The 11,505-nt window shown below is 72.0% G+C and carries 15 protein-coding genes; 6 read left to right on the forward strand and 9 right to left on the reverse strand.

Going from position 1 to position 11,505, the window contains the following annotated elements; all coding sequences use genetic code 11:
* Nucleotides 1–107: 107 nt before the first annotated feature.
* Complete coding sequence (locus C2L58_RS48345; RefSeq protein WP_103344349.1) at nt 108–539, reverse strand: DoxX family protein; 432 nt, start codon at nt 537–539, stop codon at nt 108–110.
* Between the two features lie 113 nt (nt 540–652).
* Here C2L58_RS48345 and C2L58_RS48350 point away from each other — a divergent pair, with 113 nt between their 5' ends.
* Nucleotides 653–1,120, forward strand: coding sequence for an NUDIX domain-containing protein (locus tag C2L58_RS48350; protein ID WP_103344350.1), 468 nt, complete (start codon nt 653–655; stop codon nt 1,118–1,120).
* On the opposite strand, the gene C2L58_RS48355 is transcribed toward C2L58_RS48350, so the two are convergent.
* The 3 genes from C2L58_RS48355 to C2L58_RS48365 form a co-directional block, all read right to left on the reverse strand.
* Nucleotides 1,110–1,757, reverse strand: coding sequence for an HAD family hydrolase (locus tag C2L58_RS48355; protein WP_103344351.1), 648 nt, complete (start codon nt 1,755–1,757; stop codon nt 1,110–1,112). The two genes, C2L58_RS48350 and C2L58_RS48355, sit on opposite strands and share 11 nt — an antisense overlap.
* Nucleotides 1,758–1,964: 207 nt before the next feature.
* On the reverse strand, nt 1,965–2,756 hold the full coding sequence (locus C2L58_RS48360) for an alpha/beta fold hydrolase (RefSeq protein ID WP_103344352.1): 792 nt from the start codon (nt 2,754–2,756) through the stop codon (nt 1,965–1,967).
* An 84-nt stretch (nt 2,757–2,840) separates the two neighbouring features.
* The gene (locus C2L58_RS48365; protein WP_233226350.1) at nt 2,841–3,959 is read right to left on the reverse strand and encodes a metallophosphoesterase; all 1,119 of its coding nucleotides are present in this window, start codon (nt 3,957–3,959) and stop codon (nt 2,841–2,843) included.
* A 47-nt stretch (nt 3,960–4,006) separates the two neighbouring features.
* Between C2L58_RS48365 and C2L58_RS48370 the strand changes: the two genes are divergently transcribed.
* The gene (locus C2L58_RS48370; protein WP_233226351.1) at nt 4,007–4,303 is read left to right on the forward strand and encodes a DUF6412 domain-containing protein; all 297 of its coding nucleotides are present in this window, start codon (nt 4,007–4,009) and stop codon (nt 4,301–4,303) included.
* Nucleotides 4,304–4,365: 62 nt separating this feature from the next.
* Entirely contained in the window at nt 4,366–5,010 is a 645-nt protein-coding gene (locus C2L58_RS48375) for a YidC/Oxa1 family membrane protein insertase (protein ID WP_103344355.1), read from the forward strand.
* Here the strand turns inward: C2L58_RS48375 and C2L58_RS48380 are convergent.
* Nucleotides 4,993–5,406, reverse strand: a complete 414-nt coding sequence (locus C2L58_RS48380; protein ID WP_103344356.1) for a J-domain-containing protein — start codon at nt 5,404–5,406, stop codon at nt 4,993–4,995. The two genes, C2L58_RS48375 and C2L58_RS48380, sit on opposite strands and share 18 nt — an antisense overlap.
* 62 nt (nt 5,407–5,468) lie before the next feature.
* Here C2L58_RS48380 and C2L58_RS48385 point away from each other — a divergent pair, with 62 nt between their 5' ends.
* Nucleotides 5,469–6,239, forward strand: a complete 771-nt coding sequence (locus tag C2L58_RS48385; RefSeq protein ID WP_103344357.1) for a TetR/AcrR family transcriptional regulator — start codon at nt 5,469–5,471, stop codon at nt 6,237–6,239.
* Here C2L58_RS48385 and C2L58_RS48390 read toward each other — a convergent pair.
* From C2L58_RS48390 to C2L58_RS48400, 3 genes are all read right to left on the reverse strand, one after another.
* Nucleotides 6,236–6,493, reverse strand: coding sequence for a hypothetical protein (locus tag C2L58_RS48390; protein ID WP_103344358.1), 258 nt, complete (start codon nt 6,491–6,493; stop codon nt 6,236–6,238). The two genes, C2L58_RS48385 and C2L58_RS48390, sit on opposite strands and share 4 nt — an antisense overlap.
* A gap of 4 nt (nt 6,494–6,497) precedes the next feature.
* Nucleotides 6,498–7,673, reverse strand: a complete 1,176-nt coding sequence (locus C2L58_RS48395; protein ID WP_103344359.1) for a lytic transglycosylase domain-containing protein — start codon at nt 7,671–7,673, stop codon at nt 6,498–6,500.
* A 195-nt stretch (nt 7,674–7,868) separates the two neighbouring features.
* Complete coding sequence (locus C2L58_RS48400; RefSeq protein ID WP_103344360.1) at nt 7,869–8,783, reverse strand: LysR family transcriptional regulator; 915 nt, start codon at nt 8,781–8,783, stop codon at nt 7,869–7,871.
* A 103-nt stretch (nt 8,784–8,886) separates the two neighbouring features.
* Here C2L58_RS48400 and C2L58_RS48405 point away from each other — a divergent pair, with 103 nt between their 5' ends.
* Both C2L58_RS48405 and C2L58_RS48410 read left to right on the forward strand, forming a co-directional pair.
* The gene (locus C2L58_RS48405; RefSeq protein WP_103344361.1) at nt 8,887–9,582 is read left to right on the forward strand and encodes an SDR family oxidoreductase; all 696 of its coding nucleotides are present in this window, start codon (nt 8,887–8,889) and stop codon (nt 9,580–9,582) included.
* An 88-nt stretch (nt 9,583–9,670) separates the two neighbouring features.
* The gene (locus C2L58_RS48410; RefSeq protein WP_233226352.1) at nt 9,671–10,375 is read left to right on the forward strand and encodes a hypothetical protein; all 705 of its coding nucleotides are present in this window, start codon (nt 9,671–9,673) and stop codon (nt 10,373–10,375) included.
* 2 nt (nt 10,376–10,377) lie between these two features.
* On the opposite strand, the gene C2L58_RS48415 is transcribed toward C2L58_RS48410, so the two are convergent.
* Nucleotides 10,378–10,818 (reverse strand): GNAT family N-acetyltransferase, encoded by a 441-nt coding sequence (locus tag C2L58_RS48415; RefSeq protein WP_103344363.1) that lies wholly within the window; start codon nt 10,816–10,818, stop codon nt 10,378–10,380.
* Between the last annotated feature and the right edge of the window lie 687 nt (nt 10,819–11,505).

Here is an 11,505-nt window from a genome sequence, read left to right on the forward strand (position 1 = left end):
ATTCTGGTCAGGCCAGCGCTACGGATCGCAACGCACCCGCAAGTAGCGACAGTTGCGCCGGCCGGCGGCTGAATGAGGTTCACCGGACCGCGCCCCGAGCCAGCCCCTCAGCGCTTGATGAGGTTGTCGAGCGCGAGGCGGCCGGGGCCGATCGCGGCGAACAGCAGGAAGATCCACGAGTACACCGCGGCGGGCTCACCCATGTTCTGCAGCGGCAGCAGGCCCATCGGGGCGTGCACGGTGAAGTAGGCGTAGGCCATCACGCCGGAGAGCAGGATCGCGGCCGGCCTGCTCGCCAGCCCGACGAGCAGCAGCGCGGCGCCCACGAGCTCGAAAACGCTGCCCCACCAGCCGGGGAACGAGCCGAACGGGACGCCGCCGCCCTGGCCGTCGATGCCGCCGAAGAGCCCGAATCCCTGCAGGCCGTGGAAGCCGAACAGGAACGAGATCACGATCCGGCTCGCGCCGATCACGAGGCCGGTGACCTGGGTCTTGGCCGGGGTGGTGGTGCGGGTTTCGTGGGCGATGGTGGCGGTCATGGTGGGGTTCCTTCCCTGGGTTTCCCTTGCTTCTGCCTACGCGTCGATCGGGCCACGGCCGGTTTCGACACCCTCGCGGAAAAATCTTGGAAGAGTTTCGGGAGACTGTCTCCATGGCGGGCAAACAGAGTGCCGGGCTCCTGCTCTACCGCGGCCGCGGCGAAGACGTCGAAGTGCTGCTCGGGCACATGGGCGGGCCGTTCTGGGCGAAGAAGGACGCGGCCGCGTGGTCGCTGCCCAAGGGCGAGCTCGACCCGGACGAGTCCCCCGAGAAGGCGGCCCGGCGGGAGTTCGAGGAGGAGCTGGGGCTGCCCGCGCCCGACGGCGAGTACGTCGAGCTGGGCGTGGTGAAGCAGTCGGGCGGCAAGGTCGTCACGGCGTGGGCGGTCGAAGCCGACCTCGATCCGGCCACGGTGGTGCCCGGGACGTTCACGATGGAGTGGCCGCCGCGTTCGGGTCGTCAGCAGGAGTTCCCCGAGGTGGACCGGGTGGCCTGGTTCTCGCTGCGGGACGCCCGGGAGAAGCTGGTGAAGGGCCAGCTGCCCTTCCTGGACCGGCTGCTGGCGCTGGTCAGCGGCTGAGCAGCGCCTCGAGCGGCTTGGCGGTGAACGACGGCAGCACGACGTCCGCCTGCTCGAAGTCGAGGTTCCGGGTGATCGCGTTCGGCACGGCGACGCAGGTCAGCCCGGCGGCCTTGGCGGAGGTGACGCCGTGCGGGGTGTCCTCGAAGGCGATGGCTTCGTCGGCGGCGGTTCCGAGTGCGTCGAGGGCCGCGAGGTAGAGGTCGGGATCGGGCTTGGCTTTGTGCAGGTCCCCGGTGAGGACGGCGTCGAAGTAGCCGTCGATGCCGAGCCGTTCGAGGTGCGGGTTCACCCACGCCCCGGACGAACTGGAGGCGACGGCCAGCTTGATGCCGTTCGCGCGCGCGGTTTCGAGGTAGCCGAGCACGCCTTCGCGCGGGCCGAGGTCCTCGAGCAGCCGGAGGACGTGCGCCCGGGTCCGCGGCCGCAGCGCTTCCGGGTCGATCCCGGGTGCACGCTCGGCGAGCAGGGCGAACATGGCGGGCGTGGTGCGCTGGGTGCCGATGACGGCGTACCAGGCATCCAGCGGAAGTTCGGTGCCGTGTTCCCGGAAGACGGCCTGCCACGACTGCAGGACGGCGGATTCGGTGTCGGCGAGCGTGCCGTCGAAGTCGAAGACCAGGGCGCGGGTGGGCACGCCTGCACCCTGCCCGCTCGGTGATCGTTCAGGCAAGGGAGTTGTGACGAGCCCGAAAGGCCGCCATGGCCGCTTGCCGCGGAGGGCGAAGACGACCTCATTGATGGGGCCGGGTTCGGCGGCGGCGACGGTGGGGAACGCGACGGTCCGGGTGCCGAGGTCGCGCGCCACCCGCACGGGGTGGCGGTGGCGATCGCCGAGGAGTTCCTAAGCCAGGAAGAACTCCGTCAGCACCGGAGCCAGCGCCGGCGCCTTCACGATGTGCGTCTGGCCCGGCAGCGTCCGGTACTCCGCCGATGGCAGCACCTTCGCCAGCGATGCCACGCCGTTGCGCATCCAGTCCGGGCTGCGGCCTCCGTCGATCGCCAGTGCCGGGACCGTCACCTCCGGCCAGGCCGCCGGGAGGGGCTCGCCCGCCTGGTGGCCGATCACCAGTGCCGTGTCGTACGGGATCGTGTGGGCGACTCTCTTGAGCTTCGCCCAGAACGGCATGATCCGCATCATCGCCACCGTCGCGCCGCTCAGGCCGACGCCTTCGGTCATGAACATCTTGACCGCCTTGCCGCGCTTGCCCTCCTTCAGCGCCTGGTCGAGCCGGGTCACGTAATCGGCCGGGACGCGGGCGCGGGTGGCGTCGACGATGAACGGTGGCTCGTACACCGCCAGCTTCGGGAGCGGGAGGCTGCGCGCCGCTTCGAGAGCCAAAGCGGCGCCGGAAGAAATGCCGAACAGGAACGCCTCGCCGCCCGCCTCTTTGACGAGCGTCGCGACGTCCTCGACCTCGCGCTCGACCGTGTACGGCCTGGTGTCGCCGCTCTCGCCCCGGCCGCGGCGGTCGTAGGTGTACACGGTGAAGTGCGCGGCCAGCTCCTTCGCCAGCGCGTCATTGGGGGACGAGCCGCGGTAGCACATCGCGCCGTCCACGAGGACGAGCGCGGGGCCGGATCCGGCGCGGGTGTAGGCGATCTTCGTGCCGTCGGCAGAGGTGGTCGTCGTCATGCGGACAGCGTGAACCCGACGCTTCGATCTGTCAAGACAAAAAAAGTTGTCGGTGGTCCCTCGAGACCGCCGAGGGGAGAGACGTCAGGCCGGACGCAAGGTCAGGAGCGTGATCTCGCTGGGCGCGAAGATCCGGAACGGCGGGCCCCAGAAGCCCGTGCCGCGGCTGTTGTACAGCTGCGTCTCGCCGTGCCGGCTCAGGCCGGACAGCGTCGGCTGGTCGAACCGCACCAGGAGGTGGAACGGCCAGATCTGCCCGCCGTGCGTGTGGCCGGAGATCTGCAGGTCGACCCCGGCCTCGCGGGCCTGCACGACCTGCTTCGGCTGGTGCGCGAGGAGCACCACCGGCACGTCGGCGGGCCGGTCCGCCAGCGCCGCGGCCAGGTCGGGGCCGTGGCCGGGCAGCCCGGACGCCGCGCCGGTCGGGTCGTCGATGCCGGCGAACAGGATCCGGTCGCCGCCGCGCTCGAGCAGGGTCGCGCGGTTGTGCAGGGTGTCCCAGCCGAGCCCTGCCATGTGGTCGAGCCACGCCTGGGCCTCGCCGAAGTACTCGTGGTTGCCGGTGATGTAGAACCGCCCGAGCCCGGCCTCGACGCCGCCGAGCGGGTCGACCTGCTTGCGGCGCTTGGCCACCGCGCCGTCGGCGAGGTCGCCCGCGTGGCAGACGACGTCCGCCTCGAGCGCGTTGACCGCCGCGACGACCTCCTCCGACCACTTCGTCCGGTCGATCGGCCCGAAGTGGGTGTCGGTCAGCACCGCGACGCGCAGGCCGTCGAGCCCCGGCCCGAGCCGCGGGATGGCGACGTCGACCGCCTTCACCGGCGGCACGCGCATGGCGACGCGGTGGCCGTGCACGAGCAGCCCGGCGGCGATCAGCGCGGCCGCGCCCGCGACGATCCGCGACCGCGCCGGGTCGTCGACCCCCAGCAGCGCGACCCGCAGCACCAGGCTCAGGATCGACCAGCTGAACAGCACCCAGATCACCGCGAGCAGCGTGTCGCCGAGGCGGGCGGCGCCGTCGCGCTGGCGGCGCCCGTGGCCGCGCACCATGGCGACCGGCATCGCCACCAGGCCCAGCACGAACACCGCCGTCCCGGTGATCGTCCCCGCGGTACCCCAGTCCGGCGCCAGCACCAGCGTCCACCACGGGACGGTGAACAGCAGCAGCAGTGCCAGGACCGGCACGACCCATCGGCCTCTCATCGAACCAGGTTACAGCCCATCGGGCTGTTAGCGTTTTCGCTACTCTGGTGGGGGAAGGAAGGGGGGACGCCGTGCACACGCTGCTCGAGCTGGCGTTCCCCGCGCTGGCCGGCCCGGCCGCGCTGGTCGCCTTCGCCTCGCTCGCGGCCGCCAGCCTCCTGGTCGTCCTGCTGGTCGGCAGCACGCACCGCGCCGAGCTCGCGCTGTGGTCGGCGCCGGTGCGCAGCCGCGCCACGGCGTTGCGCCGCCGGGCCCGGCGTGCCGAGTCGATCCGCCTCCGCGACCCCAGCCGGCCGGGCCGAAGCCGCCCACGAGCACCCGGTTTCCGCAGCACGGCTGCGTAGGAACCACTTCAGCGCAGCCATTCCGCTCACCCCTACCCCTCTTACTCAGCGGAGTGCTGCCCATGTTCGGCTTTCTCGACGTGCCCGTCGAAGGCGCGTACCACCTGATCCACGTGCTCACCGGCCCCCTCTCGACGGCGCTGGCCATCGTCGTGTTCACCCTCGGCGTGCGGCTGCTGCTGCACCCGCTCGCCCGCTCGGCCGCCCGCGGCGAACGAGCGCGAACCGCCCTGCTGCCCGAGATCCAGGCCTTGCGGGAGAAGCACGGCCGTGACCGGGAAAAGCTGGCCGCGGAGATGACGAAGCTGCAGCAGGAGTCCGGGACGTCCCTGTTCGTCGGCTGCCTTCCAATGCTGCTGCAGTTGCCGTTCTTCACGGTCATGTACCGGCTGTTCACCACGGCCACGATCGGCGGCGAACCCAACTCGCTGCTCGGCGCGACCCTGCTCGGGACGCCGCTGGGCGCGCACGGCCTGGCCGGCGGCCCGCTCGTGTTCGTGATCGCGGCCGGGCTCGCCGTCGTCGCCTGGTTCTCGGTGCGCAGCCAGCCGGCCACCGTCGACGCCCCGGGCGGGAAGCTGCTGCGGCTGCTGCCCTACGGCACCGTGCTCGCCACGCTCGTCGTGCCGCAGGCCGCCGGGATCTACCTGCTCACCACCACGGCGTGGAGCGCGGCGGAACGGGCGTTGCTACGACGCGGCTCCTGACCGCCGCCAGTCCTCGACCGCCTCTTCGACGTCCACCAGCGCCACCGTGAGCGGGGGACCGGAGAGGTGGTTGAGGTAGGCCTGGCGGATCCGCTCGTTGAGGTCCTCGACGAGCTCCCGCACCCGCCGTTCGGTGCGCTCGGCGGCGAGCTTCCCCGGCAGGTCCTGGACTTCGCGCTTGAGCGCGAGCGACGGCGGCAGCAGCACCGTCGTGTCGTGGCCGCCCTTCCGGACTTCGCGCAGCACCCAGTCGGTCACGGCGTCGTTGCCGGTGGGCTTGGGCAGCGGCTTGCCGGCGCCGGGCAGGTCGTCGAACTCGCCGCGCTCGCGCGCTTCGGCGATCTGCCGGTCGACCCACCAGCGGAAGGACACCTTCGGTGGTTTGCGCCTGCTCATCTCCTCGCACCCCCTCCGTCCACTCTCCAGGGTAATGTCCGGATGACGAGCGAGGGGACCGCATGACCGTCGAACGCAGTGGCGCCGAGGACGTCGACCGGACGCTCGCGCTGCTCTGGCGCACCCGCGGCGGCGGTGCCGAACCGACCAGGGGCCGCCGCCCGACGCTGACGATCGAGCGGATCGTCGCCGCCGCGATCGCGGTCGCGGACGCCGACGGGCTCGCCGCCGCGTCGATGCACCGCGTCGCCAAGGAGCTCGGCGCCGGCACGATGACGCTCTACACCTACGTGCCCGGCAAGGCCGAGCTGGTGGACCTGATGGTCGACGACGTGCTCGTCGGGCGGCGGCTGCCCGGGCCGGGCGAGCCGCGCCGCGGGGACTGGCGCGAGCAGGTGGCGCTCTACGCCGAGCGGACCCGGCAGGTCTACCGCGATCACCCGTGGCTGTGCGAGGTCTCGCGCGTCCGGCCGCCGCTGGGCCCCGGCCAGCTGGCGGGCCAGGAGTACCTGCTGTCGATCATGGACGCGCTCGGGCTGCCGCCGCGGCAGGCCGTCGCGGCGGCCAACGGGATCGGCACGTACGTCGACGCGAACGCCGCGCTCGGTGCGGAGAACACCCGGCTGGAGCGCAGCACCGGCCAATCGACCGAGGCGTGGTGGCACCAGCGGTCATCGTTCTGGGAAAACTACTTCGTCGTCGACGCGCACCCGGCGATGAACCGCATCTGGCTCGGCGGGGGCTTCGACCAGAGCGCCAAGGCGCAGGGCGACACCGCGTACGAGTTCGGCCTGAACCGGATGCTCGACGGCATCCAGGCCCTGGTGGACTAGCGCCGGCTGCGCCACCGCAGCCGGCGTCGCTCCTGCTGGGGCACCGAAGCCGGCTGCGCTGTCCCGGCCCGCAGGACGTCCCGGCAGACCGGGTCGAACCGGCCGGGTTCTTCGATCATCGGCGCCGCCAGCACGACGTGCCCGCACACCGCCCGGAACCGCCCCTCGTGCCGGCCCACCGCGAACTCCTCTTCGGTGACGGCATGGGTGTAGCCGTCGGTGTCGCAGCGGATGTGCACCAGGAACGGCTCCACCTGTTCACCCGGCCGAGCTGGTCGAGGTGGTCGAGGTGGGGGCGTCCGTCGAGTCGGCCGGGGCGGCGGCCGTCGAGGACGGCGGCGGGGTGGTGGTGCTGGTCGTCGCCGGCGGCGGCGTGGTCGGGTCCGTCGAGGGCGGCGTCACCGGGTCCGAGGACGTCGGCGTGGTCGGCGCCGGGGACGTCGGCGTGGTCGGGGTGGCCGGATCCGGCGAGGTCGGCGTCGTCGGCGTGGCGCCCGGGGTCTCCGTCAGCGGGCTGTCGACCGGCGGCGCGGGCGGCGCCGGGACGCCGACCGGGGACCCGGCCGCGGCGGCGTCCGGCGCGTTCGGCACGCCGATCGGCACCTGGCTGTCGGGCAGCTGGGCCACCCCGCCGCGGTAGGCCGAGGCCCAGGCCAGCACAGTGTCCACATAGGACTGCGAGTTGTTGTAGCGGCGCACGGCGATCCGCTGGCCCGCGTCGGTGGAGAGGTCGAGGCCGCCCGAGCACAGGTAGCGCGCGGTGGCCAGCGTCTCGTCGTAGATGTTGTTCGGGTTCGACACGCCGTCGCCGTTGCCGTCGGAGGCGTAGCCGCGCCACGTCGACGGGATGAACTGCGTCGGGCCGACCGCGCGGTCCCACACGGTGTCGCCGTCGTACTTGCCGCCGTCGGTGTCCGCGATCGCGGCGAACGCGCCCGCGCCGTTGAGCACCGGGCCGAGGATCGGCTCCAGCGTGTCGCCGTTGGCGTTGACGTACCCGCCGCGGGCGTGGTTGGACTCGATCCGGCCGATGCTGGCGATCAGCGCCCAGTCGAGGTGGCAGTTCGGCTGTTCCTTGGCGAGGATGTCCGCGGCGTTCTTATACGCCTTGAGCATGCTTCCCGGGATGCCGAGCGATCCGGAGATGCCGGCGGAGCCGGCCCGCCCGCCGGGCACGACCAGCGGTTCGGGCAGCGGCGGCTGGGGCAGGCTGCCGTCGACCGCGATCGGCGGCATGACGATGTTCGGCTGCTGCGGCTGCGGAGCGGCGGCGATGGCCTGGTCCGGCTGGGTGTCCCCGGCGTTGGCCACCACGACCGGCGCGGGCAGGCCCGTGGTCAGCGTCGGCAGCACGACGAGCGCCCCACCCGCGAGCGCGGCCGCGGCCCGGCGGACCGAACGCGTGCTCGTTCGACGTGGCCGGTGCTTGGGCATGGTCGTCCCCGCTTCCCTCGATCTGTCGCTGATCGCCTCACCCGATCGGCCTCACCCACCGGTACTGACCGGTAGGAGCAAGCTATCCGATGGAACCAAACTTTGGCGAATGCCACAGCCAAATCGACCCTGGATGGAGAAGTTCGTCTGGATGGCACAAAACCTTCGTAGGAAATCTGTCAGATTCACCAGGACTTAACGGACCGCTGCGGACAGTTTGTCCGACAGGACACCGGGCACGGTGAGCCCGCGGTGTGTCACGTCCGCGGAAAAACGCCGGACGAGCGGATCCGACGGCGTCGCGGTGAACGTGACGACGTCCCGGTGCAGCGGGGGCTTCAGCCGCCGCAGCGCCCCCGGGAAGTTCCGGGTCAGCGCGGTGGTCGGGACCAGCGCCACCCCGAGTCCCGCCGCGGCGAGCTGAGCCGCCGTCGCCGCCTGTTTCGTCCGCATCACCGCGTCCAGCACCGTCCCGCACCGCGCAGCCTCCTGGTCGAGCCAGCCACCGAGACCATTGTCCCGGTGGTAGTGCACCACCGGAATGCCCGCGAGGGCGGTCATCGGGACGCCCGCCCGGGCAGCGAGCGGGTGGTCCGCGGCCAGGGCCACGACGATCTCCTCGCGCCCCACCACCTCGGCGGACCCGGCCCAGCGGCTCGGCCGCGGTCCGACCGCGACGTCCGCTTCGCCCGTTTCCACTGCTTCGGCCAGCGCGTCCGCGCTCGTGGTCTCGGTCAGCGTGAGCAGCACTTCCGGACGGTGGCGGTGCCAGGCGCGCAGGACGGGGGCGAGCAGCCCGGCGGTCATGCTCTCCGCGCACGCGATGCGCAGGGTGCCTTCGCCGCCGGCGGCCACCGCGCGGCCGGTCCGGACCACCCGCTCGGCGGCGGCCAGCGCCGCCCGCGCGTCCGCGAGCACCGCCCGCCCGGCGGCGGTGGGGCGCACTCCGCGGGGCAGCCGTTCCAGCACCGGTGTCCCCAATTCCCGTTCGAGCGCGCCGATCTGGTGGGACAGCGCGGGCTGCGACAGGTGCAGCCGGGCGGCCGCCTCGGTGATCGAGCCCGCGTCCAGGACCGCGACCAGGCACTCGAGCGCGCGCAGCGTAGGCATTCGCGAATTCTATCGCAGCAATCGAAAACCTTCGGATCGCGACGGGATTGTTCCGGGGCCGCCCGGCGCTGAACGCCGTGTGCGAGACGAAAGGAGCACGGAAATGTCGTTCGAGGGAAAGCGGCTGGTCATCGTGGGCGGCGGCTCGGGGATCGCCCGGCGGATCGCGGTGGACGCGGGCGCGGCGGGCGCGGAAGTGATCTGGGCCGGCCGCCATCCGGCGGCGCTGGTGGAGCGGGGAGTGCGGGCCGCGTTCGCGGATCTCGGCGAGGAATCGTCGTTGAAAGCGCTTGCCGAAGAAGTGGGCGAAGTGGACTTCGTGGTCTCGCTCGCCGCGGCGCCGGCGAACGGCCCGGTCGCGACGCTGGAGCGGGCCGCCGTCGCGCGGGCCTTCGACGCCAAAGTGGTCGGTCCCCTGATGCTCGCCAAGCACTTCGCGCCGCGATTCCGCGAAGGTGGGGCCATGGTGTTGTTCTCCGGCGTCGCCGCCTGGCGCCCGGCGCCGGAAAGGACGGTCATGGCGACGACGAACGGCGCGGTCGCGTTCCTCGCCGAAGCGCTGGCTGTGGCTCTCGCGCCGGTCCGGGTCAACGCGATTTCCCCGGGCATCGTCGACTCGGGTGCGTGGGACGGGCTCGGCGAGGCGAAGGCGGAATTCTTCCGCCGGACCGCGGACGCGAATCCGGCCCGCCGGGTGGGCCGGCCCGAGGACGTTTCGGCCGCCACGCTGCACCTCTTGGCGAACCCGTTCGTCACGGGTTCGGTGCTGCATGTGGACGGTGGCGGCCGGCTCGGGTGAGCGAGCCTTTACACGGACTTGAAGCGTTCCTATGATCGGCCGTCCGGACGCGTTGCCGTCCGTTCGGACGGCCCAGGTGGAGGGTTTGATGGCACGTAGGGCTCCGCGCCGAGAGGTGGTCACCGTCGCCGAGCTGCTGGTCCGGTCCGACGCACCCCTTGATCGTTACCGCGACGAGGACACCGTGGTGTTCCCGCGGGTGGCGCGTCACCGGGAGAAGCCGCAGGTCTTGCGTTCGCTGACGCGGTTGCGGGTGTTGTCCGTGGTCGCGGGGGCGCTGGCGCTGACGGGCGGGGTCAGCGCGGCGGTGTCGATGCCGTCCTCGCGCGACCTGGGTGCGGCCTGGCCACCGGTCGGCTTGGAACCCCCGGCCGTGGCGCTGGTCCCGCTGCCGGCGGACGTCGTCGTGCCGCCGGCCAAACACGCTCCGCCGCCCGCAGCTCCCGCAGCTCCCGCGGCTCCGGATTCCGTAACGCCCCCCGCCGCGCCGGCCGGAATTTCCCCGTCGGCCGTCGATCCGGAATCGAATTCCGTCGGCCAGACGGGGCATCGCGGAACTTTGGCCCGGGCGGTGAAGATCGTCGACAAGGTGAAGGCACCGGTGAAGGCGAAGCCGAACCCGCCGGAGCAGGCGGCGCCGGTGCGCCACGAGACCCCGGAGATCCCGCTTTGGTCGCGCGGCCGCCCGGCAACCCCGGACTGGCCGGCGATGTGGGGCGCCCGCCGCCCGGCCGGCTTCTCCTTCGGCGAACACCACCACGGATGTGGCGGCGGTGGCCGTCACCGCCGCTGAGGTCAGGTGCCGAGCGGAATCTGGTACTGCATTAAGCCCTTGTCGAGCGCGACCTGGTCATAGAGCCGCCGGGCGGTCGTGTTCGAGGTTTGGGTGTGCCAGTAGAGGCGCACGCACCCCCGCGCTCGCGCCCACCCGGCAACGGCTTCGATGAGGGCGCGGCCGGCCCCACGCCCGCGGGCGTGGGCATCGGTGAAGAGATCCTGCAGGTAGCAGACGTCGGCGGAGGTGGTGCTGGCGTGCGTGAGGAAGTGGACGATGCCGACGAGTTCGCCGTCGGCCCACGCGCCGAGGGCGTGCATCCGTTCCCCGCGGGCGAACTCACGCCACGCCCGGTCCACGAGTTCCGGCGCGAGGGTCCTGCCGTAGAACGTGTTGTAGCCGGCGAACAGGTTTTCCCAGGCAGCGCGGTCATTTTCGGTCAGGCCCCCGATGGTGATCATGGTCCGAGGCTAACGCCCGGCGGACACGCACCGGACACAACTCACGAGTAAGGTGACGAACCCGAATCAAATTCATAGAATCGCGGAGCCCGGGTCGGCGAAAGCAGCGGAGGTTCTCGATGGCGCGCACGGCGCACCGTGCCAGTGGCAGCCGCGTCTCGGTGGGGGAGCTGATGCTGCGGCCGGATGTCCGCGGTCGCCGCCGCCCCGAAGATCTCGAAGTACTGGAGCTGGCCTACCGAATGCGCCGCCGAACCGGCCCCGAGGCGGCGGTCCAGGTCCCGTCCCCGGGAGCCCGAGCACTGGCAGCGGTGACCGCCCTTTGGCGGCGCAGGCCGAGGTAGCCGCGGCAGGTTTCGCTGCTGCTGCTGGTGAGCTTTTGCTGGTCACGCGAGTGGGCTTCGGCGATGGTTGGCTTGAGGAACTCCGGTAGGCCGACGGTTCCCCGGCGGAGTGGTGCCGGGGCTGGTGACGGCTGCGCCGGCGGGTGCGGGCATGGCCTGGCCCTGGTTGCCGGATGGACGCTCGTCGCATGGGCTCTTCGACGGCGTGCCTCTCTCGTCGGCGGGGGTTGCCGTTGGCGGTGTTCTGGCCACGGACCTCTTCGCAGTGGGTGTGGGTGTGGGCCCGTAGCCGTGTGGCTGCGGGCCTTTCCCGTGTTCAGGCTGCGAATGGGAGTGGTTCGTG

The organism is Amycolatopsis sp. CA-126428 (assembly GCF_002904335.1).
GTDB lineage: Bacteria > Actinomycetota > Actinomycetes > Mycobacteriales > Pseudonocardiaceae > Amycolatopsis.

Coding starts and splice junctions, on each gene's coding strand:
- C2L58_RS48345 (WP_103344349.1), bottom strand. CDS start 539: ATGACCGCCACCATCGCCCACGAAACCCGCACCACCACCCCGGCCAAG.
- C2L58_RS48350 (WP_103344350.1), top strand. CDS start 653: ATGGCGGGCAAACAGAGTGCCGGGCTCCTGCTCTACCGCGGCCGCGGC.
- C2L58_RS48360 (WP_103344352.1), bottom strand. CDS start 2,756: ATGACGACGACCACCTCTGCCGACGGCACGAAGATCGCCTACACCCGC.
- C2L58_RS48365 (WP_233226350.1), bottom strand. CDS start 3,959: ATGAGAGGCCGATGGGTCGTGCCGGTCCTGGCACTGCTGCTGCTGTTC.
- C2L58_RS48375 (WP_103344355.1), top strand. CDS start 4,366: ATGTTCGGCTTTCTCGACGTGCCCGTCGAAGGCGCGTACCACCTGATC.
- C2L58_RS48380 (WP_103344356.1), bottom strand. CDS start 5,406: ATGAGCAGGCGCAAACCACCGAAGGTGTCCTTCCGCTGGTGGGTCGAC.
- C2L58_RS48385 (WP_103344357.1), top strand. CDS start 5,469: ATGACCGTCGAACGCAGTGGCGCCGAGGACGTCGACCGGACGCTCGCG.
- C2L58_RS48395 (WP_103344359.1), bottom strand. CDS start 7,673: ATGCCCAAGCACCGGCCACGTCGAACGAGCACGCGTTCGGTCCGCCGG.
- C2L58_RS48400 (WP_103344360.1), bottom strand. CDS start 8,783: ATGCCTACGCTGCGCGCGCTCGAGTGCCTGGTCGCGGTCCTGGACGCG.
- C2L58_RS48405 (WP_103344361.1), top strand. CDS start 8,887: ATGTCGTTCGAGGGAAAGCGGCTGGTCATCGTGGGCGGCGGCTCGGGG.
- C2L58_RS48410 (WP_233226352.1), top strand. CDS start 9,671: ATGGCACGTAGGGCTCCGCGCCGAGAGGTGGTCACCGTCGCCGAGCTG.
- C2L58_RS48415 (WP_103344363.1), bottom strand. CDS start 10,818: ATGATCACCATCGGGGGCCTGACCGAAAATGACCGCGCTGCCTGGGAA.